The organism is Anaeromonas frigoriresistens (assembly GCF_016820655.1).
Lineage (GTDB): Bacteria > Bacillota > Clostridia > Tissierellales > SIT17 > Anaeromonas > Anaeromonas frigoriresistens.
This window is the reverse complement of record NZ_WSFT01000029.1, coordinates 1-24448: the sequence shown is the minus strand read 5'-3', so window position 1 is coordinate 24448 and position 24448 is coordinate 1. Positions and strand designations below refer to the sequence as shown.

35 protein-coding genes and 1 pseudogene are annotated in these 24448 nt (G+C 31.0%); 6 read left to right on the top strand and 30 right to left on the bottom strand.

Annotation, left to right across the window (positions count from 1 at the left end; all coding sequences use genetic code 11):
* Positions 1-88 precede the first annotated feature (88 nt).
* The 19 genes from GOQ27_RS06995 to GOQ27_RS06905 form a co-directional block, all read right to left on the bottom strand.
* The gene (locus tag GOQ27_RS06995) at positions 89-559 is read right to left on the bottom strand and encodes a hypothetical protein (protein WP_203366129.1); all 471 of its coding nucleotides are present in this window, start codon (positions 557-559) and stop codon (positions 89-91) included.
* Positions 531-701: a hypothetical protein gene (locus tag GOQ27_RS06990; protein ID WP_203366128.1), complete on the bottom strand. Its 171-nt coding sequence runs from the start codon at positions 699-701 to the stop codon at positions 531-533. The genes GOQ27_RS06995 and GOQ27_RS06990 overlap by 29 nt, the downstream gene beginning before the upstream one ends.
* The gene (locus GOQ27_RS06985; protein ID WP_203366127.1) at positions 701-1054 is read right to left on the bottom strand and encodes a nucleoside triphosphate pyrophosphohydrolase family protein; all 354 of its coding nucleotides are present in this window, start codon (positions 1052-1054) and stop codon (positions 701-703) included. Before GOQ27_RS06985 ends, GOQ27_RS06990 begins: the two co-directional genes overlap by 1 nt.
* A gap of 17 nt (positions 1055-1071) precedes the next feature.
* Positions 1072-1224 (bottom strand): hypothetical protein, encoded by a 153-nt coding sequence (locus GOQ27_RS06980; protein ID WP_203366126.1) that lies wholly within the window; start codon positions 1222-1224, stop codon positions 1072-1074.
* A 3-nt stretch (positions 1225-1227) separates the two neighbouring features.
* Positions 1228-1422: a hypothetical protein gene (locus GOQ27_RS06975; protein WP_203366125.1), complete on the bottom strand. Its 195-nt coding sequence runs from the start codon at positions 1420-1422 to the stop codon at positions 1228-1230.
* 3 nt (positions 1423-1425) lie between these two features.
* Complete coding sequence (locus GOQ27_RS06970) at positions 1426-1653, bottom strand: hypothetical protein (protein WP_203366124.1); 228 nt, start codon at positions 1651-1653, stop codon at positions 1426-1428.
* On the bottom strand, positions 1613-1927 hold the full coding sequence (locus GOQ27_RS06965) for a VRR-NUC domain-containing protein (protein WP_203366123.1): 315 nt from the start codon (positions 1925-1927) through the stop codon (positions 1613-1615). The genes GOQ27_RS06970 and GOQ27_RS06965 overlap by 41 nt, the downstream gene beginning before the upstream one ends.
* Before the next feature lie 206 nt (positions 1928-2133).
* Complete coding sequence (locus GOQ27_RS06960) at positions 2134-4389, bottom strand: phage/plasmid primase, P4 family (RefSeq protein ID WP_203366122.1); 2256 nt, start codon at positions 4387-4389, stop codon at positions 2134-2136.
* An 11-nt stretch (positions 4390-4400) separates the two neighbouring features.
* Complete coding sequence (locus tag GOQ27_RS06955; RefSeq protein WP_203366121.1) at positions 4401-4886, bottom strand: DUF669 domain-containing protein; 486 nt, start codon at positions 4884-4886, stop codon at positions 4401-4403.
* A 1-nt stretch (position 4887) separates the two neighbouring features.
* Positions 4888-5310: a hypothetical protein gene (locus GOQ27_RS06950; protein WP_203366120.1), complete on the bottom strand. Its 423-nt coding sequence runs from the start codon at positions 5308-5310 to the stop codon at positions 4888-4890.
* 13 nt (positions 5311-5323) lie between these two features.
* Positions 5324-6649: a DEAD/DEAH box helicase gene (locus GOQ27_RS06945; protein WP_203366119.1), complete on the bottom strand. Its 1326-nt coding sequence runs from the start codon at positions 6647-6649 to the stop codon at positions 5324-5326.
* Entirely contained in the window at positions 6612-7316 is a 705-nt protein-coding gene (locus GOQ27_RS06940; protein ID WP_203366118.1) for an AAA family ATPase, read from the bottom strand. Before GOQ27_RS06940 ends, GOQ27_RS06945 begins: the two co-directional genes overlap by 38 nt.
* Position 7317: 1 nt before the next feature.
* Positions 7318-7821, bottom strand: a complete 504-nt coding sequence (locus GOQ27_RS06935; protein ID WP_203366117.1) for a host-nuclease inhibitor Gam family protein — start codon at positions 7819-7821, stop codon at positions 7318-7320.
* Positions 7796-7981: a hypothetical protein gene (locus GOQ27_RS06930; RefSeq protein WP_203366116.1), complete on the bottom strand. Its 186-nt coding sequence runs from the start codon at positions 7979-7981 to the stop codon at positions 7796-7798. The genes GOQ27_RS06935 and GOQ27_RS06930 overlap by 26 nt, the downstream gene beginning before the upstream one ends.
* A 48-nt stretch (positions 7982-8029) precedes the next feature.
* Positions 8030-8182 carry a hypothetical protein gene (locus GOQ27_RS06925; RefSeq protein ID WP_203366115.1) on the bottom strand — a complete coding sequence of 51 codons (153 nt, stop codon included), beginning with the start codon at positions 8180-8182 and terminating at the stop codon, positions 8030-8032.
* A 2-nt stretch (positions 8183-8184) separates the two neighbouring features.
* Positions 8185-8613: a hypothetical protein gene (locus GOQ27_RS06920; protein ID WP_203366114.1), complete on the bottom strand. Its 429-nt coding sequence runs from the start codon at positions 8611-8613 to the stop codon at positions 8185-8187.
* Positions 8614-8621: 8 nt separating this feature from the next.
* On the bottom strand, positions 8622-8873 hold the full coding sequence (locus GOQ27_RS06915) for a hypothetical protein (protein ID WP_203366113.1): 252 nt from the start codon (positions 8871-8873) through the stop codon (positions 8622-8624).
* Positions 8854-9009, bottom strand: a complete 156-nt coding sequence (locus GOQ27_RS06910) for a hypothetical protein (protein WP_203366112.1) — start codon at positions 9007-9009, stop codon at positions 8854-8856. Before GOQ27_RS06910 ends, GOQ27_RS06915 begins: the two co-directional genes overlap by 20 nt.
* 43 nt (positions 9010-9052) lie before the next feature.
* The gene (locus tag GOQ27_RS06905; RefSeq protein ID WP_203366111.1) at positions 9053-9256 is read right to left on the bottom strand and encodes an XRE family transcriptional regulator; all 204 of its coding nucleotides are present in this window, start codon (positions 9254-9256) and stop codon (positions 9053-9055) included.
* A 179-nt stretch (positions 9257-9435) separates the two neighbouring features.
* Here GOQ27_RS06905 and GOQ27_RS06900 point away from each other — a divergent pair, with 179 nt between their 5' ends.
* The 4 genes and pseudogenes from GOQ27_RS06900 to GOQ27_RS06885 form a co-directional block, all read left to right on the top strand.
* Positions 9436-9750, top strand: a complete 315-nt coding sequence (locus tag GOQ27_RS06900; protein ID WP_203366110.1) for a helix-turn-helix domain-containing protein — start codon at positions 9436-9438, stop codon at positions 9748-9750.
* 11 nt (positions 9751-9761) lie between these two features.
* Complete coding sequence (locus tag GOQ27_RS06895) at positions 9762-10220, top strand: ImmA/IrrE family metallo-endopeptidase (RefSeq protein ID WP_203366109.1); 459 nt, start codon at positions 9762-9764, stop codon at positions 10218-10220.
* 9 nt (positions 10221-10229) lie between these two features.
* Positions 10230-11777, top strand: coding sequence for a recombinase family protein (locus tag GOQ27_RS06890; protein WP_203366108.1), 1548 nt, complete (start codon positions 10230-10232; stop codon positions 11775-11777).
* A gap of 31 nt (positions 11778-11808) precedes the next feature.
* Positions 11809-12183 (top strand): annotated as a pseudogene (locus GOQ27_RS06885) (manganese catalase family protein); the annotation flags it as partial.
* A 51-nt stretch (positions 12184-12234) separates the two neighbouring features.
* Here GOQ27_RS06885 and GOQ27_RS06880 read toward each other — a convergent pair.
* The 8 genes from GOQ27_RS06880 to GOQ27_RS06845 form a co-directional block, all read right to left on the bottom strand.
* Positions 12235-14019: an NADH-dependent [FeFe] hydrogenase, group A6 gene (locus tag GOQ27_RS06880; RefSeq protein ID WP_203366106.1), complete on the bottom strand. Its 1785-nt coding sequence runs from the start codon at positions 14017-14019 to the stop codon at positions 12235-12237.
* 18 nt (positions 14020-14037) lie between these two features.
* On the bottom strand, positions 14038-15690 hold the full coding sequence (locus GOQ27_RS06875) for a NuoF family protein (RefSeq protein WP_203366105.1): 1653 nt from the start codon (positions 15688-15690) through the stop codon (positions 14038-14040).
* Positions 15691-15704: 14 nt separating this feature from the next.
* A complete protein-coding gene (locus GOQ27_RS06870; protein WP_203366104.1) occupies positions 15705-16097 on the bottom strand; it encodes a (2Fe-2S) ferredoxin domain-containing protein in 393 nt (130 codons plus the stop codon).
* 11 nt (positions 16098-16108) lie between these two features.
* A complete protein-coding gene (locus GOQ27_RS06865) occupies positions 16109-16621 on the bottom strand; it encodes an NADH-quinone oxidoreductase subunit NuoE family protein (protein WP_203366103.1) in 513 nt (170 codons plus the stop codon).
* A 156-nt stretch (positions 16622-16777) separates the two neighbouring features.
* The gene (locus tag GOQ27_RS06860) at positions 16778-17542 is read right to left on the bottom strand and encodes an acyl-CoA dehydratase activase (RefSeq protein ID WP_203366102.1); all 765 of its coding nucleotides are present in this window, start codon (positions 17540-17542) and stop codon (positions 16778-16780) included.
* A gap of 10 nt (positions 17543-17552) precedes the next feature.
* Positions 17553-17804 (bottom strand): putative Se/S carrier protein, encoded by a 252-nt coding sequence (locus GOQ27_RS06855; RefSeq protein WP_203366101.1) that lies wholly within the window; start codon positions 17802-17804, stop codon positions 17553-17555.
* A 16-nt stretch (positions 17805-17820) separates the two neighbouring features.
* The gene (locus tag GOQ27_RS06850) at positions 17821-19113 is read right to left on the bottom strand and encodes a double-cubane-cluster-containing anaerobic reductase (RefSeq protein WP_203366100.1); all 1293 of its coding nucleotides are present in this window, start codon (positions 19111-19113) and stop codon (positions 17821-17823) included.
* A 166-nt stretch (positions 19114-19279) separates the two neighbouring features.
* A complete protein-coding gene (locus GOQ27_RS06845; RefSeq protein ID WP_203366099.1) occupies positions 19280-19720 on the bottom strand; it encodes a metal-dependent transcriptional regulator in 441 nt (146 codons plus the stop codon).
* A gap of 122 nt (positions 19721-19842) precedes the next feature.
* Between GOQ27_RS06845 and GOQ27_RS06840 the strand changes: the two genes are divergently transcribed.
* Both GOQ27_RS06840 and GOQ27_RS06835 read left to right on the top strand, forming a co-directional pair.
* Positions 19843-20394 (top strand): manganese efflux pump MntP, encoded by a 552-nt coding sequence (locus tag GOQ27_RS06840; protein WP_203366098.1) that lies wholly within the window; start codon positions 19843-19845, stop codon positions 20392-20394.
* Positions 20395-20531: 137 nt separating this feature from the next.
* On the top strand, positions 20532-20741 hold the full coding sequence (locus GOQ27_RS06835; protein WP_203366097.1) for an alpha/beta-type small acid-soluble spore protein: 210 nt from the start codon (positions 20532-20534) through the stop codon (positions 20739-20741).
* 206 nt (positions 20742-20947) lie between these two features.
* On the opposite strand, the gene GOQ27_RS06830 is transcribed toward GOQ27_RS06835, so the two are convergent.
* The 3 genes from GOQ27_RS06830 to GOQ27_RS06820 form a co-directional block, all read right to left on the bottom strand.
* Positions 20948-21451 carry a ferritin gene (locus GOQ27_RS06830; protein WP_203366096.1) on the bottom strand — a complete coding sequence of 168 codons (504 nt, stop codon included), beginning with the start codon at positions 21449-21451 and terminating at the stop codon, positions 20948-20950.
* A gap of 110 nt (positions 21452-21561) precedes the next feature.
* Positions 21562-22317: a L,D-transpeptidase family protein gene (locus GOQ27_RS06825; protein ID WP_203366095.1), complete on the bottom strand. Its 756-nt coding sequence runs from the start codon at positions 22315-22317 to the stop codon at positions 21562-21564.
* A 417-nt stretch (positions 22318-22734) separates the two neighbouring features.
* Positions 22735-23955 (bottom strand): alpha/beta hydrolase-fold protein, encoded by a 1221-nt coding sequence (locus tag GOQ27_RS06820; RefSeq protein WP_203366094.1) that lies wholly within the window; start codon positions 23953-23955, stop codon positions 22735-22737.
* Positions 23956-24448: the final 493 nt, after the last annotated feature.

Genomic DNA, 24448 nt, shown 5'->3' with positions numbered 1-24448 from the left:
TAAAAAACCGATCCACTTCTGGATCGGTTTCTCTGTATTGAAGAAGAGATTTTGTCTTGGTATCTCTATTAATACAATAACACATTTATTATGGAAAATCCGGCTCAAAAACGGCTGTCATTCCATATAATGATTTTGCTACATTTTCAATAGCACATCTTTTTATTGTTCTGCAGTATCTTTCATTATATTGAACTTCATATGCTATATTAAACCATTGATAGCCTTTCATATATCTTAATTCTATTATCTTTCTTTCTTTTTCCGTCAGACCTTCTAATGCTCTATCTATTTTTCTTATTTCATTTTCAGTTAATTTGATCTTCATTCTAAGATATTTTTCTTTATTAATATTTCTTATCGATTGATCTTCTACTTGACGATTAATCTTAAAAGTTTCACTTGTCTTTTCACCTTCATAGCTTATTGCTCCTACTCCATCATCATCTTTTAAACTCTCTAACTCTTCCTTCATATTGATAATATTTATTTTAAAATGTGAATAATTATATAATGCTTTCTCAGTTGCTTTATAATATTTGTCCTTTATATTCTTCATCCTCTACCCCCATTTCTGAAAATTTAGTTGCTGAATATATACTATTTTCCCAAATTTCAATGTACCTGTTTTTCTTTTGTTCTTCTCTTACTATCTTAATCTTTTCCTTAAATGATTTATAAGGAATAAGTTCAGCTATCATTAGAATCTCTTTCCATGAAGCTTGTCCCTAGTTTTATTAAATTCCATCTTTTCTTCTATAACTGATTCTAAATTTATATCCTCTCTTCCAAAGTAATCACCAATTCTAATTACTGTATCTCCTAATTCAGTTAAATGATTATCATAGTTATCTTTTCTCAGTTCTTGAAGTGATTCTAATACTTCACTTGCTATTAATGCTATTCTTTGACTTCTGAATGCATCCTTTACTGCAGCTATTTCTTCTTCATCAAAAATTTCTTTCATTTTCCTAAGTATTCTTAACTCCATATCGTGGAATCCTTTATTCTTTGCATTTAAATGTGCTTCTAGACTTAGCTTATTTATATTCATTCTTCATAGACCTCCTCTTAATATTCACCCTCGCATTTTTCCATCCAACATACACCTTTTTTGCCTTTAATACCTATCCTTGTACATTTACCTTTATTCCAGCCTTTAAATAAAAACCTGAATATTTTTTTCTTATAAAAACAACATTGGTTACATTGCCTACCTACCATCTATTATTCCTCCTCATCTAACTCAACCAACATTCTTACATTTCCATTCATTGCATTTCTTCTTTTAAGTCTATTTTGATAGGCCTTCGTTCTGTAATATGCCATACTATCTTTTTGAACTCCCATTCTTTTAGCTAATTCTGGTATAGTTCCCATAGCTAATAAATCCTCACCTTTATACAATGCATATTCTTTCACTATCTAAACCTCCTTAAATCCGTATATCACTTCATTCGCACATACGAACTTATCATATTTTTTAATTTCATTAAGTAAGTTGCTGCAATCATTAATAACTTTAATAACATTTCCATAATGTTTTTTTTGTTCTTCAGGAGTAGCAGTCTTGCACCAAGCTTCCATCTTATTAAATCTAATTAAAGCTTCGTTATATTTCTTCTTTAATAATTTTAATTGCTTCTGATCCACTTCTGGCCACCCCCACTATAGCTCCAGATTCTTTCATTTTTTTAAGGAAATTATCTTGGTATTTACTTGTCCTACCTTTTTCATTCTTAACTTCTATAAAAAATGCTTTACCATCTAATTTTCTTACACCAAATAAATCTGAAAAACCTTTAGGTACACCAGTTGATACCATTTTTCCAGTATCACTCATAAAAGTACCAACGTTTATTCTAAAAACTACTGCTATATCTCTAAGAGCTAATCTAATCTCATTTTGTATATCTTTTTCTCTCATTTTTCAATTTCACCTTCCATAATAATACATTATTTTAATTTTTATACTATTTTCTAAAGATGTAAAAACCTCTCTAATATTGTATTTAACTTACTTGTGTATAGTTGTGTATAGTTGAAGGGGTTTTCTATAAAGTCCCTATAGAGAAATTAAAATATAAAAAGTTATATGAAAATGGTTTAAACCCTACACAACCCTACACACTTTTACCAATTTATAGAGTATGGTTTACTATCATCATGTAATCTAACTCCTTCATAAAAAATTCCTTGTCTTTTTTTCACTTTATTAAATCTCAATGATATTTCCTTACCAAACTTTGTATTACTCATCTTATATTCATTGTTTTCATCAGCCCAATTAATATAAGATTTATATAATTCACTTGCTTTTACAGCTCCTGGACCTCTCTCTGTACAATCCTCTAAGAAAGCAGAAATAACATCCATTTCTGACTTATACTCTTTGACTGCATCTTGAACAGCTTCAGGCATCTTCAGTCCCTCTCTCTGCCATTTCATACACCCTTCAACTGCCCAGTTTAATATTCCAGTTAGTTCTTTCTTAAGCTTATATTTTAAGTTCTTATCTACTTTCTCATCTGGGATCTGTACTGTGAATGGTATTAGGTGCATTCTTCTCCAGATACCTAAATCTCTACCACGAATTATAGGTTTATGATTAGTACTCATCCATAATTTAAACTCTGGTTCAAATTCAAACTCTTTACCATATAGATGTCTAGCTGTAACTGTATCTCCACCAGTAAGCTGCTTTAATAAACCCTCATTAATTCTAGCTCCTTCATTAGGTTCTACAGTTGTTACAAATCTAGCTCCTTTTAGTCTTGCAATATCACTATTAGCACTACCTTGCTGATTTTTTACCATTATTGTTTCTGGTTGAATATTAGTTGCATAATCTCCCATTATTGCTGCAATTATATCTAAAAAGGTAGACTTTCCATTCCTACCATTCCCATAACAAAAGAATACACATTGTTCTTTAGTGCTTCCTGATATTGAATAACCTATAGCTTTTTGAATATACTCTATAAGCTCCTGATCATTATCGAATATCTGGTTTAAAAACTCAGTCCACATAGGAGCATCTATTGTATCTGTATATTCTACATATGAAATTTTTGATAGATGCTGGCTGTGATCATGTTCTGAAATACTTCCATCTCTCAATGAAATAACTCCGTTCATTACATTAAATATATCTTTCTTTTTATCAAATTCTTTAGGTAAAATTGATAATCTATGTTCTGACTCTTTGATCATGTTTGTCTTACCTCTGTTATTTCTTGTGTACTTAAGATGTTTTAAAAACTGTTTTTCCTGTTCTTCATCTTCACAATATGCTAACTCCATTTTCATATCCTTAATAACTTTTTCAGTTAGTCCCTTTATATATCCTGAGTTATCAAACTTCCATTTCCGACCATTATAATAATACCAACCTCTATCAATATAACTATACCTAGCTACATCATGAAATTTACTTACAAATCTATCTGCATTTCCTGTATCATCATATGCATATCTTTTAATATTTTTATCAAGTATAATAATCCCATAATCTTCTACTCCATCTCCAGGAGTAAATACTTCTCTACAATCAGCTATAGCTCTATCTAACATATAATTTCCATAAGTAGATTGACCTCTTTTACTATCCCATTTAGGTCTATATAATCCACTCTTCCTAAATATTGAATCCATTTTAAACTTATCTCTTCCGGTCCAAAAAGCTAACATATTACAAAAAGCTAAATCTGCTTCTGATTGACTTGGATATAGACCATCCCAAAAACCTCTGTAGAGAGTATTGAAAGCTTGTCCTTGTTTTGATTTTAGAGCTATATCTATTAGTTTTTGTTCATCAATATCTAAAGGAACTTGATTTTCAACTCTTACAGTTTGTTTATCAGTTATTCCACCAATATATTTAGCATGTAGATATTTAATATTCTCAGTACAATCAACTATCTCAGTGTATTCACTGGCTATATTTCCAGTCATAATAAAATATCTACCTTCTTGATACATCTCAACATTAGCTTTTCTTCTTCCACCTTCAGGAAGATTACCTTTACATATAATGTGAATTCCATTACCACTTACAGAGTACTCAGTATAGCTTCCTAAACTATATATGAATTCAGATATTATATTATCTGTATCTCCATTTTTATACTTATCTATTGCATTACCTACATCATCAATATCTACTCCAAAATAAGGAGGAGAGAAGAAGAAACCTAACCCCTCTCCATATGTCCCTATTGCTTTTAGAGCTGTATCATAATCACACCAGGTGGATGGATTATTGCTCTGAGCATACCCACCGGTTTTAGCATTAATAGGTATCTTTTTTGTTTTTCCTGGTCTATCTTTATCTTCAACTATATTGTAAACACACCAATTATCTACTTGCTTTAATTCGTTGGGTATCATTTAATCAACTCCTAAAATGGTATATCATCATCATCTACTGGTGTAAACCCTTGTATCTCATTATCATTAGTTTTAAAAGTATGGTTACAATCTTTAAATCTACTTACTTCCCAAGACTTTACTCTAGCATTCGTATTACCGTTATATTCTTCATGCTTTACAGTTACTCTAGCAGTCCTTCCTTTAAACTCATTAAGAAGTTCTTCTAGGCTATTAAATTTCTTACCATTTGGAACTTGTAAAGCTTTAGCAACTGCATTTAACATTCCTTTATGATATTCTCCAGTTTGTTTTGACTGCCATATACTTGCAAATATATACTTATTTTTAAATTTCTGCTCAATATCATTTCTTACAATCAAATGTAAGTTGATAAACATAGTACCACTCCTTGCAGCATCTTCAAAAGCTTTGTGTACTACAACTTCATAAGTTCCTTCCTCTATTAATCCTCCCTCAAATACATCATCATGATCTACTTCAAAATTAAATGACATTTTACATTCCTCCTTGATTTTTATTATCGAATAGTGATGTTTGTGGCTCTTGTATTGGCATAGCTACAAATTTGCCATCTTTAAAAACAACTTCCTTTTCCTCGGTATATAAACCCTCTTGCTTGAATTGCTTCTTTAAATTAGTTGTAATCTTATGTTCAAAATGAGGTTTTCTAAAACTAAATGTCTTATTAACCATTTCACCAAATTCATTCTTAGCTGGATAATCTTTATATGAAGTTGGAATAGTTAAAGCTAATTTCACAGTTATCTCTCCAGCTTCAAATTCTTCCTCATATACTTTTTCTACTACTCTCAATATTTCTCTATTTAAATTTTCTAGCATGTCTTCAAATATTGGACTATCTATGTCTATTTCTAATACTTTCTTAGAAATATCAGTTTTTTCACGTATTAAATCCATATTTCTTCCTCCTCTACTTTACAAACCCTAATAGTTTACCTTGATACCAGGCCCACCCTGGTTTATATCCTTTATGTTTAGCTAACTTATATAACTCGGCCATATTTTTACAGTCCTCAGGTTTTCTATAATCAGTAGTAAACCCTGCAATAGAATCTATTTCAACTAATTCGCTTTCAACCTGTTCAATTTCTTTCTCTTCTTGTCCAAATTCAAAACCACATTCAGGACATATTTTCACTTTTCTCTCTACAGTGTAGAAACATTCTTGGCATTGCTTAACTGGATTTTCTTCCTTTATAGTTGAGTTGGATCCCTTCTTAGGTTTTAAACTCCATTCTCTATCCAGATCAGGGGTTCCAAACCTTCCTACGTTACCTACATGGTCAATAATTATTGCTGTTTTTCCTTCTTTATATCTCATTGCTCTCATTGATTGTTGTATATATAAAGCTAATGATTGTGTAGGCCTTAGTAGAATTGCAGTATTACAATCTGGAACATCAAATCCTTCTGATATCAAATCAACATTACAAAGGACCATTATCTTTCCTTGTCTAAAATATTCAATAGCTGCATCCCTTTCAGCCTTTGGTGTTTTACCATCTATATGTTTAGCTACTATTTCATTTTCATTGAATTCTTGCTCCATTTTTTTACTCTGTTTAATGCTAGAGCAATAACATATAGCTTGTTTTTCATCAGACAGTTTTTTATAATGCTTAACTACATCACCCCAAATAGCTTTATTTTCAAAAAGATCCTCTATATCCTTAGATACATATTCTCCTCTTCTAACTTTTAATTTAGAAGTATCTATTACCTCAGGAGCATAATATTTAAATGGTGCTAAATTTCCCCACTCTATTAATTCAGTAACTGTAGGACCTATAATTAATTTGTCATTTATTTCTCCTAAACCTCCACCATTAAGTCTTATAGGTGTAGCAGTAAAACCTACTAATCTAGCATTGGGAAAATATTTATATATTTTTTTATAACTATTTGCTAAAGAGTGATGGTTTTCATCAGTTATTATTAAACTTGGTTGTTCAGTTTTATCTAATCTTCTAACTATTGTTTGAACCATACCTATTTCTACATAATCTAGATCTACTCCCCACCACTCAAAAGTTTCTCTTATTTGGTCTTTAAGTTCTTTTCTATGAACTAAGAATAAGACTCTATTCTTCTTAGCTGTAGTTTTCTTTGATATTTCTGCAATCATAACCGACTTACCTGAACCACAGGGACTTACTATGCAAGGACTTTTATATCCTTCGATATAAGCTTTTCTTACTTTATTTATCAGATTGGCTTGATACTCTCTTAGCTTCATCTAAAAATAACTCCTCTTGTAAACATCCTTTTCTATCATCTATTTGATTCTTAGCATAAACACTATTAGTAGCACTCATTATAAACCCTCTTTTTCCTTCTGAATTAACTACTAATTTAGCAACTACATCACATAAACCTAAAACATTATTCATTATTTTTTGATTTATTTGAGGATAACTTCTGTTGTATTGTTGTCCTTCAGATGTAGTATATAGATCAGTACTTTCCCAAGCAGTCCAGATTATATTAGATCCTAAATTTTTCATATATCTTAGAGAATTAACCATTCTAAATTGCATATATTGATAATCTCCTTGGGATGGTACCCCTTTATTTTTACCTTTGCTACCTAAATCTGATAAGATACATCTCTCCAATTCTGATACATTATCTACACAGATATTGTCATATTTCCCTTTGTAGTTTTCATATAGCTCCAATATCTTATTTTGCCAATCTTCCCAAGTATTAATATTGTCTATCTTAAGTATGTCTATATTTTTTTCACCTTTTAGTACCTTGGTTGTCCTATCTACATCTAATACTAAAGTTTTACCTGGTAAGAATTTTAAAGTTGTAGTTTTTCCCATACCAGGAGGTCCATATATGAGATAAGTACCTTTGGTTTTTTTAATATCTGTTGCATTTTTAATATCTAAACTCATACTATTCCTCCTTGAATTCTAATACTGGAGATCTTTCTATTAACTCTATACCTTCAATAATTTCTCCGGTTTCTTTATATATCACTTGTCCATTAACTACTTGAGTTAGTTTCTTGAGATCTCCCCATTTAGGAGCTTCTTTTATTTCTACATAATTATTCAGTTCATTCGATTTAATCCAATTTAATAGCTTGTCCTCACTTCTCTTAAATTGAGGATTAGGATATTTCTTTACAATAGATCCACTAGGTAATCTATATTTTTCTTGAGTCTTACTCTTCTTCTTAAACTTCTCATCTATAGTTTCAAAGTATTCTGCTAAGTATGAATCTCTTCTTTCGATTATTTCTCTCTCCTCATCATTTACTTTGCTAAGCTTGTCTTTTAAACTCTTGATTTTAGTTTCTATAGCTAATTTATATCTATTTGTTTCAGATAATTTTTCATTATATTTTTCTATGATAAATTCAGCATCATCATCATTTTGAACTTTCCAATTCTCCATCAATTTCCCCTCCTAATTGTTTTACTAAGCTATTCAATTCTTTTCTCTTCAGGATTAATTGAACTTTAGCTTTATCTCCAATCCTTACTTCTCTCTTAAGCTCTCCTATATCCATTAAAAGTAATGACATTTTATCTTCTATTTCATCTCTATTCGCCATCCTTATTCCTCCTATGGTATAATTTAAATGTATTATTTTTTCTAGAACCTATTTTGCTGGCAGGCTGGTAGGTTCTTCTTCAATTTCAAAAGTAACATCCTTTCCATCTGTGATAATAGTGTCTATATTTAATTTTTCATGATACTGAACAGCTGTATCTAAAGACATTTGGTCTGCTATAGCTCCAAAACTTATATTCATTGCTATTTCACCTCCTCATTATTAGCCTTATAACTATCAATCACATTACACACAAGTTGAATCACATTATTGAATACATCATTTGTATAAGTTTCTAAGTCTGTACAATAAACTCCATCCCACTCTACATAGAATTCATCTAAGCTGTAATTACTTAAATAAGATATATTTCCAGCAATGTACTCTGAAATTACTTGATCCTTATCATAACTACAATGAGTGTTTTTTAAATATTCTTTCATCTCTTCTAGCTTGTCCTCATTTATAGTTTCCTGAAACTCCTCTTCATTTACGATATTTCCTAATTCTAGAGATATTTCAGTAACTAGTGTTTTTGCCTCTCTTATGATTTGATTACTTACTGCAGGTACTATCAATATTCCGATTGCAGTATCCAATTTGCTAATAAGTTTCCCTATTCTTTCATCCATTCTCTTACTCACCTCCTTCCATGTAGGGCCATGATACCTCTTACTTCATCTAGAAAATTCAACTCAGGAATAACCTTTAATCTTTCATTTTTATAGTTGATAAAGTAACCATCTTTGTCTTGCTTAATTACTCTATAGATAGATTTTCTTTCCCAGGGATAATATATCTTTTGTTTCTCACCTGTTATTCTTTTTTCAAAATCAGCCAATTGTTTTGATGTGAAATTTTCTGTTTTGACTTTAGTAGTTAGGTTTTTCATTAATTTTCACCTTTCTCTCCGAATTAATAGCTATCTGCCTAATCCTTTCTAAGATTTCTTCTGTTTTACTCTCATCTATAAACTCATCATCAATTTGAATTGTAGTATTTCCTAGCTTATACTCTTCTACTATCATGCTATCTCCCTCCTGGTATTACATATGCTGGAGTAAATTTGTCCTATTCCTCAGATCTTTCAAATAAATATTCTATTGTTAAATTAGAAAATCGCTTATTTTTTATTATGAAAGCCTCTCCAAGTGTAAAGTCTTGCTTACCTTTGAATTTATTGATAATAGTTCCATAGCTTAACTCTAAATCTTTAGCTATATCACCTTTAGTAAGATTAAAACGAGCAAGTTCAGCTTCTAAATTTTTGTACATTCTCTCACCACCTTTTATACTCAATTTCGTATATCTTGATTTAACTATATACGAAATTTCATATATAGTCAAGCATTTTTATAAAAAAATATACGAAATATAGCATATTTTTATTTTTTTGGTTATAATATAGTTAGTTAAAGAATTTTTAAATTTTTTATATAAAGGAGTTTTTATAAATGGATAAGACTGAAATTATTGAAAAGCTTATTGAAGAGAAAAATTTGAATGTGAGATCTGCTGCTATAAAAGCAGATATACCATATACGACATTGCGTTCAATGTTAAAAAGAGGAATAGATAACTCTTCAGTTGGTAATGTAATAAAGCTATGTAAAGCATTAGATATTACTATTGATGAGCTTGAAAGAATGAGTACACAAGATGATATATCAACTATAGCTGCTCATCATGATGGTGATGACTTTACAGAAGAAGAACTAGAGGAAATAAAAAATTTTAAGGAGTTTATTAAGTCTAGACGAAATCAATAGGGGGATGACAAATGTATGAAATCTTAATTAAGGAAAGTGAAGATGAGGGAGTAGAGATTATTGAAATGCCTTTTAAAGGAAATATCAAAGGTTTGTACTCAGATAATGTAATTGCAATAAATAAAAATATAGAAACTGATAAAGAAAAAAAGTGTATATTAGCTGAAGAACTAGGTCATCATTATACTTCTTCTGGAGATATTTTAGATCAATCGAAAGTGGAAAATAGAAAACAAGAACGAAGAGCAAGAGCCTGGGGCTATTCCAAACTTGTTAGTATTGAGTTATTAATAGCTGCTTTTAAAGATGATGTAACTAATAGATATGAATTATCAAAATACTTAGATGTAACTGAAGAATACATAGATGAAGCTTTAAAATACTATAAGGAGAAGTATGGCTTATCACATAGAGTCAATAATTTTATAGTTTATTTTGAACCTTTATCAATTCTAGAAATTTGGGAGTGATAAATTAAAATGTATGCCATGTATCTAAGAAAAAGTAGAAAAGATATAGAAGCAGAGTCAAGAGGAGAAGGTGAAACTCTAAAAAGACATGAGAGAATTTTGCTTGACTTAGCTAAAAAAATGAACATAGTAGTAGATAAAATATATAGAGAAGTGGTATCTGGGGAAACAATAAGATCTAGACCTATTATGCAAGAGTTGCTTTCAGATGTAGAACAAGGAAAATGGGATGGAGTACTTGTAGTAGAAGTAGAAAGACTTGCACGTGGTGATACTATGGATCAAGGATTAGTTGCTCAAGCTTTTAAATATACAAACACTAAAATTATTACTCCTATGAAAACTTATGATCCAAATAATGAGTTTGATGAAGAATACTTTGAGTTTGGTTTATTCATGTCTAGGAGAGAATATAAAACTATAAACAGAAGATTACAGCAAGGTAGAATCCAATCTGTTAAAGAAGGAAAATATTTAGGCAGCATAGCTCCATATGGATATAAAAGAAAGAAACTAGAAAGCCAAAAAGGCTATACACTAGAACCCCATTCGGAACAAGCTAAGATTGTAAAGCTAATATTTGACCTATACACTCGTTCAAATCGTATAGGAGTACAAATGATAGCCAATAGGTTAAATGAAATGAATATACCCACTTCTCGTGGTGGAGATTGGACTACATCCACCATACAAACAATAATCAGAAATCCAGTTTATATCGGTAAAATAAAATGGAATACTAGGCCGATTAAAAAACAAGTAGTAGATGGAGAAATAAAGAAAACTAGACCTAGAAATAACAATATAATACTTGTAGATGGATTACATCCAGGTATAGTAGATGAAGAAATATTTAATTTAGCCCAAAGATATTTAGAAGAAAATTCTACCCCTCCAGTACCTACAAGACATAAATTAAAAAACCCTTTAGTAGGGATAATAGTTTGTGGTTTATGTGGTAGAAAAATGAATAGAAGGCCCCATAAAGGAGATTATCCGGATACATTAATGTGTATTGGACCAACCTGCAATAATATAAGCTCACATTTATACTTGGTAGAAGAAAAATTAATCCAAGCACTTTCTACATGGTTAGAAAAATATAAACTAGAATTACAATTAGAAAATAATAAAAGCGAGAATATAGAATTAGAAGTTATAGAAAAATCTATTTCTATTATAGATAATGAATTAGAAACCTTAAATAAACAACTTAATAATTTACATGATCTATTAGAGCAAGGAGTTTATTCTAAAGATGTTTTTATAAAGAGAAGTATATTAATTAAAGACAAGATTAAAAACTATAAAAATGATAAACAAGGTCTGCTAAGCAAAATAGAAATTGAGAAAAAAAGAGAAAATAACAAGGAAATATTAATCCCTAAAATAGAAAATATAATAGAGGTATATGATACCCTTAAAGATCCTGCCGATAAAAATAGACTATTAAAAGAAATTTTGGAGAAGGTCGAATATACTAAAATAGTTAATGGAAGATGGCATAATAACCCTGATGAGTTTAAATTGAAATTATATTTAAAATTAAATAAATAGTTACTGATAACCTTTACGTTCAGAAGAACTTGCCCATTGGGAAATGATAGGTACAATAGTATATAAGCTTACAAAGGATGCTCCAATCGATAAAATAAAAGGTACTCCTTTTGCAGCTCATTATGCTAATCATGGTAAAAGTCCATTCCCTCATAATGCAGCAGGCGTACCATGGACTGCTACATTTATAAACTCAAAAGATGATCCTATTGCAGACTTACACGAGGATATGGCAGCAGAGCAAAAAGCTAGAGCTACCTATGAACATCTTATTAAGTTAAGTGATGACCCTGGAGTTATAGATGCTTTAAAATTCCTAAGAGAAAGAGAAGTTGTTCACTATCAAAGATTTGGAGAGACATTGAGAATAGTCGAAGAATATATGAACATGAAAAAGCACTATTAAATTAAAATGACCTTAAGCAGAAGCTTAAGGTCATTTTAATTGAAACTCATATTAAATTCTTTCTCGTTCCTCAAAGTGAGTATGTAATAACTTATGAGCTTTTTCTCCAAAGGGCTTACCTAAATATTCTTCATAGAGCTTAATTATTTCTGGATTCTCATGAGATTTTCTTATTTTCTTTCTTCTATCTTCATCATATATTGCATCCTTACGTTTCTTAATAACTTCTCTATTTCCATGATGATAAGGTTGACCTCCACCACCTATACATCCTCCTGGACAAGCCATTATCTCTATAGCATCATATTCAGATATCCCTTCTCTTATCTCTTCTAGAATAATACGAGCATTTCCTAATCCACTGGCTATTCCAATCTTTAGCTCCTTATCTCCTATTAGAACACTAGCCTTTCTTAATCCATCCATACCTCTAAGTTGTTCAAATTCTACATCTTCCAATTCTTCTCCTGTCATCCACTCATAGGCGGTTCGAACTGCAGCTTCTATAACTCCTCCTGCTGTTCCAAATATTACTGAAGCCCCTGTTGTTTCACCTAAAGGACTATCAAATTCACTATCAGGTAGAGCATCAAATTTTATACCCGCTTCCTTAATCATAGCTCCAAGTTCTCTAGTAGTAACAACTATATCTACGTTATTCTTCTCATCCTTTGTCAATTCTGGTCTTTTAGCTTCTGCCTTTTTGGCTATACATGGCATTATAGAAACAACTACAATATTATCTGGATCTAACTTATTTTTCTCCGCATAATAAGTTTTAGCTATTGTTCCAAACATTATATGAGGTGACTTACAAGTTGATGGAACATGAATTAATTCTGGAAATTGATGCTCTATAAACTTAACCCATGCAGGACAACAATTTGTAAGTATTGGTAATGTCTTATTATTTTCTAAACGATAAATTAACTCAGAGGCTTCCTCCATTATAGTTAAATCAGCTCCAAAATCCGTATCAAAGACACCATCAAATCCCATTCGTTTTAAAGCAGAAACCATTTTCCCTGTTACTATAGTTCCTGCTTCCATTCCAAATAATTCTCCTAATGCCACTCGGATGGCTGGTGCAGTCTGTACTATAACGTGTTTATCTGGATCGTTTAGTGCTTCCCATACTTTATCAGTATGGAACATCTCTGTAAGAGCAGCTGTAGGACATACCTGTACACACTGTCCACAATAGGTACATGAAGTCTCTACCATAGGCATATTAAATGCAGGTCCTACAAATGCGTCAAATCCTCTTCCAATTCCTGAAAGAATCCCACAAGTTTGTACTTCATTACATCCTGTTTCACAACGTCTACAATATATACATTTATTAGCATCCTTAACAATAGCATCACTGGATACATCTTTAGGATAATCCATCCTTTCCCCTTCCCATCTTATCTCCCTAACATTTAGTTCTTCAGCTAAAGCCTGTAACTCACATTCTAAATTTTTAGGACAGGTAAAACACTCATTGGGATGATTTGAAAGTAAGAGTTCAACCGCCATCCTACGGGCTGTTATAGCATTTACTGAATCAGTTTTAATAACCATTCCTTCATAAACCTTTGTGACACAGGATGGAACTAGTCTTTTGTTATCATTTCTTGGATCTATTGATTCTACCATACAAACTCTACAGGATGCTGTTTTATTATATAATTGCAAATCTTTTAAGTCTAAGTGACAAAGAGTCGGTATTTTTACCCCTAGTTCATGGGATGCTTCTAATACTGTAATACCTTCAGGCACAATTATTTTTTCACCATTAATTTCTATATTAATCTTTCTTTTATTTTCATGATTTGCTGTATCTTTAGACATAATTTCATTTCACCCCTTTTAGGATTTTAACATTGAATCATCTTTATTTTTATCTACGTATTTACCTTCCCCTTGAGGATGATCTATATCTTTAATAAAGGCTAAATATTCATCCCAAAAATTTTCCAAAGTACTAATTATTGGATTAGGGGCTGTCTGACAGAGACCACATAAAGAACTCCCTTTTACCATATATGCTAACTGCTTTAATGCATCTATATCTGCCATAGTAGCATTTCCACTGGTAATTTTATTTAAAATCTCATAAAGTCTCTTAGTTCCAATTCTTCCAGCTGCACATTTTCCACAGGCCTCATCCATGGTAAATTCAAGATAGAATTTAGCAATATTAACCATATTATCTGTCTCATCCATTACAATCATACCACCAGACCCCATCATTGAGCCTACTTCTAATAAGCTATCATAGTCTATTGGAGTATCTAATCCTTCTTCTGTTATAACTCCTCCTGAAGGTCCTCCTGTTTGTACCGCTTTGAATTTACGTCCTCCTTGTATACCACCACCTATATCATAAATAATCTCTCTTAAAGTACTCCCCATAGGAACTTCTACTAACCCTACATTATTTATCTTTCCTGCTAGAGCAAAAACTTTAGTTCCTTTACTATTTTCTGTTCCTATAGATGAAAACCATTTAGCGCCTTTCATAATAATTGGAGGAATATTAGCAAAGGTTTCAACATTATTTACGCTAGTTGGATGACCCCAATATCCCTCTTGAGCTGGATAAGGTGGCTTATAATTGGGTTCTCCTCGTTTACCTTCACAGGAATTAATAAGAGCTGTTTCTTCACCACATACAAAGGCTCCAGCTCCAAATTTTATATCTATATCAAAACTAAAGTCAGTATCAAATATCCTTTCACCTAGTAATCCTAATTCTCTTGCTTGACTAAGAGCTATCTTAAGTCTTGAGATTGCTAAGGGATATTCTGCTCTTATGTATACTACACCTTTATCTGCTCCTATTGCATAACCACCTATTGCCATTGCTTCTATTACACTATGGGGATCTCCCTCTAAAATACTCCTATCCATAAAAGCTCCTGGATCCCCTTCATCAGCATTACAAATTATGAATTTAACATCACTTTCCTGTTGCTTAGTGATTTCCCATTTTACTCCAGTAGGAAAACCACCACCACCTCTACCTCTAAGACCTGAAGCTTTAATTTCATTGATAATATCATCCCTAGAGCTTTCAGTTAATGACTTTCCTAAAGCTTCATATCCTCCCATAGCTATATACTCATAAATATCTTCAGGATTTATGAGTCCACAATTTCTCAATGCAACTCTAAGCTGCTTCTTATAGAAACTCATATCTTCCTGTTTATCAACCTTTTTATCTTCTTTAGGGTCCTTAAATAAAAGTCTTTCTACCTTTCTTCCCTTTACAATATGTTCATCCACTATATCCTTGGCATCTTTAGGTCCTACCCTTACATAAAAAACATTGTCTGGTTCTATTTTTACAATAGGTCCTTGTTCGCAAAATCCAAAGCATCCTGTTTGAATAACCTTTGCTTCCTCAGCATAACCTCTTGCTTTAATAATCAATTCTAAATTCTTAGCAACTTTTTCTCCTTCACTTGCTAAACATCCTGTTCCTCCGCAGACCATTATATTCGTACGTGTTCTTACCATATTTATCCTCCTTTCTATGCTCTATCAAAATCTATGTTCAGTACTAGGCTATCAACTATTTTTCCATCTTTAATATGACTTTGAATTATATCCTCCACTTTGTCTTTCTTTACTTTTCCATAAAGTACAGGCTTTTGCCCAGGGATATTCACCTGTACTGTGGGCTCAGAGTGACAATATCCAATACACCCTACCGGTACCACCTTGGCATTATTTATTTCAGCTTTGGCTAACTTTTCTACAAAACTAGTAAGTGTTTCCCTTGCTCCAGAGGATATGCCACATGTAGCCATTCCCACTAGAATTTCAATATTATCTCCCTTTAACGCTCCTGCATCCCTTAAATTTACTTTTCCTAAAGATTCTTCTCTTATTTTTTTTAATTCATCTAGTGATTTAACTTTCATTACTATTCCTCCTATTTCCGATAAGTATTGATAATATCATCTAGATCTTCTTCTTTTACTCTACCAAAGACCTTATCATCAACCATAACTACTGGAGCTAGACCACATGCTCCCACACAACGTACATCTTTTAAGTTGAAAAGTCCATCTTCTGTTATTTCATTAGATTCAACATTTAGCTTTTCCTTAAGCCTCTCAATAACTTTATCTGCTCCTCTAACAAAACAAGCTGTTCCCATACAAACACTAATTGTATGTTTGCCTCCAGGTTTTGTAGTGAAATATGAATAAAAACTTACTACTCCAAACACTTCTGCCCCTGGTATTCCAAGTTTTCTTGCTATATATAACTGTACATCTCTTGGTAAATAGCCGAATATATTCTGAGCTTTGTGTAAAATCCCAATTAAAGCACCTTTTGTTGTCTCCATATTATCTATAAACTCTTCAAGTTCATCAAATTTTTCCCTAGGCAAGTCTTTACTTATTGGTTTAGTTACACTGATAGTTTGTGGTTTTGTCAAAATATTCACCTTCTCTTTTTAAAAATTTTCCCAAATCTTATCCACTTAGTAATATTACCAATATAACTTTATTTAACACGTAATTTAGATATAGTATTGCATAAATGATAATCAGTATTATAGGCATAAAAAAACCTTGTCATATGACAAGGCTTTTTATTTCAAGTTAAATCCTATAACTGCAGCTCCTAAAGCACCAACTATTTGGGTGTTACTTGAAGTATATATCTTTTTCTTTAATTTAGTTTCTAGAATATTTTTTAATTCTTTACTAGAAGCAACTCCTCCAGTAAATGCAATATTATCTTTTATATTTATTCTATTCAGAAGAGAATAGGATTTATTAGCGATAGAATATAATACCCCGGAAGCTATTTCTTCCTTTTTTTTACCTACTGCTAATAGACTTACTATTTCAGACTCAGCAAAAACTGTACACATACTACTAATATCAGCTGGTTTACTACCTTTAGCATAATTATCAATATCTCTTACATCTATACCAAGGTTATTTAATGTTACTTCTAAAAATTTCCCTGTACCAGCTGCACATTTATCATTCATAACAAAATTAATAACATTGCCCTTATCATCTAGACTTATTACCTTACTATCTTGTCCCCCAATATCAAGTATTGTCCTAATATTAGAATTTAAATGATAGGCTCCCTTAGCATGGCAGCTTATTTCAGTTATTGTCTTATCAACAAAACCCATTGATATTCTTCCATATCCTGTTCCTATAATATGCTTAATATCATCTCTTGATATTTTATTTCTCTCTATTAGTTTGTCGAGGATTTTTAAGGAAGCTCCTTTGGGACTCCATCCTGTAGGGATAATAATACTATCAACTATATTTCCATTAAATAATACTCCCTTTGTAGCTACAGATCCTGCATCTATTCCTATACTGTACAAATTATCCCCCCTATTTAAACCAATCTCTAGATTTTCTTTCTATGGTGTGTATACCACTAATTCTTATATCCCTATTTTCTTTTATTATTGATTCAACTGTATGACATATCTCAGGACTAATCATAATAGATATACCACAACATTCACTTAAACTTCTAGGAGTGGGTGATATAGTATATTTTATAGACTCTTCTTTTAATTTCTTCTCTAAAGCTAATCCGTCACTATGGGATGGAAAGAGAATATAGGTATTAGAATTCAAATCCTATCACCTACTACTATATAGCTAATTCTTTATTCATATTTATCATTTCAAAAAAAGCTTCTAATCTTGTATTTATTTGACCTGCATCTTGTAGACTATAATCAGTCTCTATCATAATCACAGGGATGCCTTCCTTTTCAAGGGCATCTTTCACCTTCTTGTACTCAATTGCATATGTATGACAGAATGGAAGAGAATTATATATTACACCATCAGCATTATACTCTTTATACAATCTAATAATATCATCTATTCTACCATCATTAGGACTAAAACAAGCACAGTTTATACCCATATATCTCTCAGAAAGAGCTCTTAATTGACTGTCTAAATCTTCATTATCCTCATCTACAAGTCTTTCAAAATATTTAGTTCCAGTACATGCTTCTTCACATACTACTGCTCCTCCGCTAGTTTCTATTAGATGATGCATCTTCCAATTAGGAATTGCCATAGGTGTTCCTGTAAGTAAAATTCTAGGGGTTCCTTCTTTAAATACAGAAACTTTTTCTTCTATCCTATTTTCTAACTCGTCACATAATTCATTAACTTTATCTATGAATCTATTAGTATCATCATAAAAAGCCACCTGGGTTATCAAAAGTGCATCTTTACCACTTATAGGTAGGTTTTCTGCCTTTCTAGTATTATATAATCTTTGAAGAGTTTTCCTTTTATTATTAACTAATTTTATTGTTTCTTTTAAACTCTCCGCACTAACTTTATTTCCCGTAACTTCTTCAACCTTTTCTTTAAATATTTTTATTTCATCTTTAAAGTTTTCTTTATCCTTTTCTCTCTTCATTTGAGGTAAATCCATAACATGCATCGGAATATAATCTTCTAGTATCTCCCATGCTTTCTTCTTACCATCACAGGTAGTTTCTCCAACTAACATATCTGCAGATTGGAAATATGGACAGGTTCCACTGATTTTTGCTCCCACAGATGCCTTTATCAATGGACACATGTTTCTAGGCAAAACCTTTTCTCCATCAGGTACCCAAAATTCAGATCCTCCACATAGTCCAACCCCTATTCCATCTGCTGCTAATATGACTTCATCAGGAACAAAAACACAAAAACTACCAAATACTTTCTTTCCGTTTTTTCTATGTTCATTTAATTCTTTAATTCTTAGTCCATGAATCTCTGATATAACAAAATTAAAATAATTCATTCCTTCTGGTCTTTTTTCCTGAGTCATATATATATCCCCATAAAATTCTGGTAATACTTGACATAACTCATCATGTTTTTCTAAATCCATATCTAATGATTCCCACAATTCTCTATAATCAGCCATTTAATTACCCCCTAATATATTTAATCTACTTGAATTATACAATAATTAGATAATTCATATAATAAATATATAAAAATATGATAATTAAATAACGATCCATTGATTCTATCTATATACCTAAATAAAATAACTGTAATCCTCACATAAAAAAAGACTATTGTCCTTTTTATCTATACTCAATATCATCATCTTCTAATATACTCTCAATATTATAATCTCTAAATTTCTTATCTATCTCTGGATTCTCAGTGAAGAAACTAACTAATTTCTCTATTGATTTAATAGTACTTATACAAAGATAATGTTCCATTGCTTCAGCTTCTGCCTTTTCATCACAATTTGATCCAATAACATCTACAAATTGTCTAAGTATCCTATTTCTCTCTACTAAAAATTTTCCTTTTCTCTTACCTTTTTCTAAAAGTTCAATTCCTTCATAAGGTTCATATTTTATATAACCCATACTTTTTAACTTTTTAAGTCCTTTTACTACAGAAGGCATAGATACATTTAAAACATCAGCAATATCTTTATTTCTTATTTCTTTTTTATTTAAAGATAGTCTATATACTTCTTCTAGATAATCTTCTAAACTAGGTGATAACATAAAATCATTCCTTTATTTTTATTTTATTAATAAATACCCATTAATATTATTTTAATATCATTAATATTTAATACTCCTCCATTAATATGATTAATATATAACATATTTTAGGGGGTAATCTTTTGACAGTTTTAAATATAATAATTATTTCTATAGCTCTAGCTCTTGATGCATCTGGAGTAGCATTATCTATAGGTATAGATAGAAGAATTAAAGATAGAGATAAAATATTTTTTATTATAAATTTTGGATTCTTTCAATTCCTACTGGCATTCTTAGGAGGATATTTTGGATGTTTATTTAATTTCTATGTATTTAAACTCCCCTCTGTAATGGGCGGTGTAATTATTGCCATTGTAGGAATATTTATGATAAAAGAAGGTTTCACTGAAGAAGCAAAAATAGATAAATTCACATTTATCATAAAGATTTTTATTGGTATTTCTGTAAGTATAGATGCATTTGTAGTTGGATTTTCTTCATTTAATTATATAAGTTCAATAATTATTATAATCAATTACTCAATAATTATTGGCTTAATTACAGCTTTTATGACTAGTGTATCCTTTAATATTAGTACAAAAATATCTAAAATAAAATTTGTTAGAGAATATGCAGACTTCTTAGGTGGAATTATACTTATATTATTCGGGATAAAAATGATTTTTTTTTAAATCATAATTTTGTTTTAAGGTAAAAATCCCCATAGAATTTAAATGAAATATTAGTTAAAATTTCCTTGTTTAAAAACCGCTATATTACACAAAATATTACTGCAACAAAAAATTAAAATGAAGGTGAGGGAAACAACGTGGCTAGAAATACAAACAAATTAGTAGTACCTGAAGCTCGTCAAGCTCTTAATCAAATGAAGGCAGAAATAGCTAGTGAATTAGGAATGACTAACTATGAATCTATGGATAAAGGTAACTTAACAGCTAGAGATAATGGTTATGTTGGTGGATACATGACTAAGAGATTAGTTGAGCAAGCTCAAAGAAACATGGGTGGACAAAGATAATTAAATAGCAAAACATAAAAAAAGATAGATGATTAATCATCTATCTTTTTTTATGTTTTATTATTTTTATACAATATAACTATAGTATTTATTATACTCACTCATTATCTTAAACATGAAAAAGAACTAACCCAAAGCAAGTATATATCGTTGCTCTGAGCTAACTCCTATTCTTATTCTTTAAAAAATATTAAGCTATTATATAATTATTCAGCTGGAGTGAATGTTCTACTAGCTAATTCATTATCCAACATGTATAATCCTTGAGGACTATTAGCAATTTTTTCAATTTTAGCTATTATAGTCTTCATAGAAGCTTCCTCTTCAACTTGCTCATCTACGAACCAGTTTAAGAAGCTTACTGTTGCATAATCATGCTCTTCATGAGCTAACTTCATAAGATCATTTATTCTTGAAGTTACTTTCTTTTCATGAGCTAAAGCTGTTTCAAAAGCATCCTTTATTGATGTATAATCATTCTTAGGTGCTTCCATTGTTTGAATTGTAACTCTACCATCTACATCATTGATATAGTCATAGAATTTTCTAGCATGAAATCTTTCCTCTTCTGCTTGAACCATAAAGAAGTTTTCAATTCCTTCTAGATCCTGGTCTGCACAATATGCAGCCATCGCTATGTAGTAATTTGCTGATTCATATTCAAAATTTAGTTGATCGTTTAATGCTTTTATTAGTTTTTCTGATGCCATAATATACCTCCTTTAAATTTATCAAGACGTTATTAATATATATACCCAAAAATATATAAAATAACTCTCTAAAATAGTATAACATAAAATTAACAAAGCCTTAAGTTAATTTATTCCATTAGGGTTATCCCTAACTTCTCGTACATTTCATAGTCAATAGAATGGTTTAAGGCAAGTTCATTCTTCTTCTTGAAATTTATTACAGCTGATTTCATAGCTTCACCATATACTCCGTCAATATTACCATTATAGTAATCTTTAATTTTAAGTCTCTTTTGAACTTCCTGTACATCTGCTCCTTTATCACCAGGATTTAATACTCTAAATCCATAATTAAATGCTCCATGTGGACCTCCTTCTATAGTGACTGGAGTATTGTATTTTACTATACTATATAAATCTTCTATATCCTTATTTCTCATACGAACACATCCATGGGATGCACTTCTCCCAATAGAATTAGGTTTATTTGTACCATGAATACCATAATTACCCCAGGGTACATTTAGCTTCATCCATCTTGATCCAAAGCTACCACCCCATTGAGCTTTTTGGACTATTTTAAAATCCCCTATAGGAGTCGGTGTATCATCTTTTCCAGTGGCTACTGTATATTTTTTTATGATCTCTTTAGTATCTAAATCTATTACCTTAAGTTGTTTACTATCAATATTGATAAGTATCCATAAATTATCATAGTCGGGATTATCCCTTAATTGTTTTCTTTCCCACTCTTCATATTGGTGATATACTTGATAGTCCCCTATAAATTTAAGTCCTATTATATATGTTATTTTATTTCCTACTATTATTACAGTAAGTAGACAAAAGATAGCTAATATAATGTTATATCCACCTTTAAACAATAAAATCCCTCCCGTATATAAAATATATGCGAAAAGGAAATATTTTATTTTAGATTATTTTTACTGTAAATTAATAATTGTAATAATTACTACTGTATGCCCCTCAATATTTACTCCATAAAACCCATAGCTTCATACTGCTATTTTTTCGTGTTGATTTGACTTTATTTTATTGCTGATTTGAGCTTTGTTATAATGTACAGTAAGAAATTATTTATGATACATATAAATTTCAACTTACTATTTAATTTTCTCTTGATACTCTCTATTCCATAATTTACATTTAAGTCTTTCATTTAGTTTATTTCCACTAATACAAGCATGACCAATAGAAAAACTCTGTTTCTATTACTAGTTCCGAAGTCTGTAAAAAGATTTATGTATTCTAATGAGTATTTTGAATTATTTTTTAGTAGTTTACTGTTTATATCCAATCAACGACCTGAGTCCATTCCCTAAGTTTTCTCCCCAACATAAATAATCATGACCACCTTTGAATTCTTCATACTCAACTTTATAACCTTTTGTAATCAACACATCTCTTAGTTTTTTATTTGCTCCAATCATACTTTCCTTTTCCTCTAGAATTCCTACATTTAAATAAAACTTAAGGGGTAGTTTTTCTATCTTTTCAAATTTCGAGCTAATCCAACAATCACTTTCTGCTTCATCCCAACCAGAAGGTTTATACCAGTACGCTCCAGATTGAGATAGTATATTCCCAAAAGCTTCAGAATGCTTGAATCCAATATATGAAGCAGTAAGTCCACCTAAACTCAGACCTCCTATTATTCCATCTTCAGCTTCATGAGATATATAATAATTTGCTTTAAACCAAGGCATGAACTCATTAATAAGAATATCTATAAATACGTCACTACAACTCAACTCCTCCTCTCTGGTATCAGTTGAGTCGATAAACAATACAACTATAGGTGGTATCTTATTGTCTGCAATAAGATTGTCAAGAACATTTTTAGCAGATAGAATTTTGAGATATTCATCTCCATCAGTTAGAACTAAAAACCTATATGGTTGTCCCTCTTCCTTGTATCTATGGGGTGTATAAACTCTTATCCTACGTGCTTCATCTAATTTTATGCTCTCAAGCCAATATTCCATTAGCTTGCCTTTGGGAATATCAAAATTTTCCTTGATCCAAACATGTTCATCCGCCTTTGGCATTACAACATAGGACAGTATTTCATCTTCACCATCCTCTTCATCTTCCACATATAAAAAATTCTTATTAAGTTCATCATGTTGTAAGTTTTCAAACCGGCTATCCCAGTCATTATCCAATGGATCATCTACAGAAAAACTGTATTGTAAGCGAATATCATTTCTGATACTGCAACATATATACCATAGATTTGTGTCTAGTAATCTTTCCATTCTATAATTCAGGAACCTGCAGTCTCCCATCTCTGGTATTACTAGAACATTTTCTATCTTTTCGTCCTCTTTATAAACGAATGTTACCAAGTGATGGATTGAATCTCTTGGGATCACTTCTATTAATGGTGATCCATTTTCTAATATACCCTCCCAAAACTTTTCTAATGCTTCTTCATTTCCCAGTTCTAATTGCTCTTGAAGTTTGGAAATTGTAAAGCTTTTTATTTTTAGTTTCTCCATATGTATCCCCTATTCTTTTATTTTATTGCTTATATGTTATAGAAAAGCTATAGTTGCGTAGACTTCAAATCGGTATGCAATGCACTTTCAGGATCATTATTGATATTTGGTCTTAAAAGTTTAATGTAGCACCAACACCCTTCCTTTGTTACCGATGTTTTCAAATGTTACAGGCCACCTTCTACCCTTAGATAGCTCTTTTATTAGGTTAGAAAGCTGCCGACTTGATTAGCTGTGGGAATGTGGTGCTGACTCTCCTACTCTGGACGTTCACTCTAGGCACCCATTGCGAGAACATATTATTATGTACTATAATCGCTCACGACTCAATATTACTTCTTTATTAACCAAAATAATCTTCTAATAAAGTTATTTTCTTGCTAGTGCTATCCATTTCAATATAACATCCTATTGGCATTACCATTGGTCGATTATGACAACTATGAAAATCTGCAATGATTGGTAGATTTTCATTATTAAGTACTTCTAATAA

What these genes read in the sequence shown, in the direction of transcription:
- GOQ27_RS06995 (WP_203366129.1), bottom strand. Translation starts at nt 559, where the DNA reads ATGAAGAATATAAAGGACAAATATTATAAAGCAACTGAGAAAGCATTA.
- GOQ27_RS06990 (WP_203366128.1), bottom strand. Translation starts at nt 701, where the DNA reads ATGATAGCTGAACTTATTCCTTATAAATCATTTAAGGAAAAGATTAAG.
- GOQ27_RS06985 (WP_203366127.1), bottom strand. Translation starts at nt 1,054, where the DNA reads ATGAATATAAATAAGCTAAGTCTAGAAGCACATTTAAATGCAAAGAAT.
- GOQ27_RS06980 (WP_203366126.1), bottom strand. Translation starts at nt 1,224, where the DNA reads ATGGTAGGTAGGCAATGTAACCAATGTTGTTTTTATAAGAAAAAAATA.
- GOQ27_RS06965 (WP_203366123.1), bottom strand. Translation starts at nt 1,927, where the DNA reads ATGAGAGAAAAAGATATACAAAATGAGATTAGATTAGCTCTTAGAGAT.
- GOQ27_RS06960 (WP_203366122.1), bottom strand. Translation starts at nt 4,389, where the DNA reads ATGATACCCAACGAATTAAAGCAAGTAGATAATTGGTGTGTTTACAAT.
- GOQ27_RS06955 (WP_203366121.1), bottom strand. Translation starts at nt 4,886, where the DNA reads ATGTCATTTAATTTTGAAGTAGATCATGATGATGTATTTGAGGGAGGA.
- GOQ27_RS06950 (WP_203366120.1), bottom strand. Translation starts at nt 5,310, where the DNA reads ATGGATTTAATACGTGAAAAAACTGATATTTCTAAGAAAGTATTAGAA.
- GOQ27_RS06945 (WP_203366119.1), bottom strand. Translation starts at nt 6,649, where the DNA reads ATGAAGCTAAGAGAGTATCAAGCCAATCTGATAAATAAAGTAAGAAAA.
- GOQ27_RS06940 (WP_203366118.1), bottom strand. Translation starts at nt 7,316, where the DNA reads ATGAGTTTAGATATTAAAAATGCAACAGATATTAAAAAAACCAAAGGT.
- GOQ27_RS06935 (WP_203366117.1), bottom strand. Translation starts at nt 7,821, where the DNA reads ATGGAGAATTGGAAAGTTCAAAATGATGATGATGCTGAATTTATCATA.
- GOQ27_RS06930 (WP_203366116.1), bottom strand. Translation starts at nt 7,981, where the DNA reads ATGGCGAATAGAGATGAAATAGAAGATAAAATGTCATTACTTTTAATG.
- GOQ27_RS06925 (WP_203366115.1), bottom strand. Translation starts at nt 8,182, where the DNA reads ATGAATATAAGTTTTGGAGCTATAGCAGACCAAATGTCTTTAGATACA.
- GOQ27_RS06920 (WP_203366114.1), bottom strand. Translation starts at nt 8,613, where the DNA reads ATGGATGAAAGAATAGGGAAACTTATTAGCAAATTGGATACTGCAATC.
- GOQ27_RS06915 (WP_203366113.1), bottom strand. Translation starts at nt 8,873, where the DNA reads ATGAAAAACCTAACTACTAAAGTCAAAACAGAAAATTTCACATCAAAA.
- GOQ27_RS06910 (WP_203366112.1), bottom strand. Translation starts at nt 9,009, where the DNA reads ATGATAGTAGAAGAGTATAAGCTAGGAAATACTACAATTCAAATTGAT.
- GOQ27_RS06905 (WP_203366111.1), bottom strand. Translation starts at nt 9,256, where the DNA reads ATGTACAAAAATTTAGAAGCTGAACTTGCTCGTTTTAATCTTACTAAA.
- GOQ27_RS06900 (WP_203366110.1), top strand. Translation starts at nt 9,436, where the DNA reads ATGGATAAGACTGAAATTATTGAAAAGCTTATTGAAGAGAAAAATTTG.
- GOQ27_RS06895 (WP_203366109.1), top strand. Translation starts at nt 9,762, where the DNA reads ATGTATGAAATCTTAATTAAGGAAAGTGAAGATGAGGGAGTAGAGATT.
- GOQ27_RS06890 (WP_203366108.1), top strand. Translation starts at nt 10,230, where the DNA reads ATGTATGCCATGTATCTAAGAAAAAGTAGAAAAGATATAGAAGCAGAG.
- GOQ27_RS06880 (WP_203366106.1), bottom strand. Translation starts at nt 14,019, where the DNA reads ATGTCTAAAGATACAGCAAATCATGAAAATAAAAGAAAGATTAATATA.
- GOQ27_RS06875 (WP_203366105.1), bottom strand. Translation starts at nt 15,690, where the DNA reads ATGGTAAGAACACGTACGAATATAATGGTCTGCGGAGGAACAGGATGT.
- GOQ27_RS06870 (WP_203366104.1), bottom strand. Translation starts at nt 16,097, where the DNA reads ATGAAAGTTAAATCACTAGATGAATTAAAAAAAATAAGAGAAGAATCT.
- GOQ27_RS06850 (WP_203366100.1), bottom strand. Translation starts at nt 19,113, where the DNA reads ATGGCTGATTATAGAGAATTGTGGGAATCATTAGATATGGATTTAGAA.
- GOQ27_RS06845 (WP_203366099.1), bottom strand. Translation starts at nt 19,720, where the DNA reads ATGTTATCACCTAGTTTAGAAGATTATCTAGAAGAAGTATATAGACTA.
- GOQ27_RS06830 (WP_203366096.1), bottom strand. Translation starts at nt 21,451, where the DNA reads ATGGCATCAGAAAAACTAATAAAAGCATTAAACGATCAACTAAATTTT.
- GOQ27_RS06820 (WP_203366094.1), bottom strand. Translation starts at nt 23,955, where the DNA reads ATGGAGAAACTAAAAATAAAAAGCTTTACAATTTCCAAACTTCAAGAG.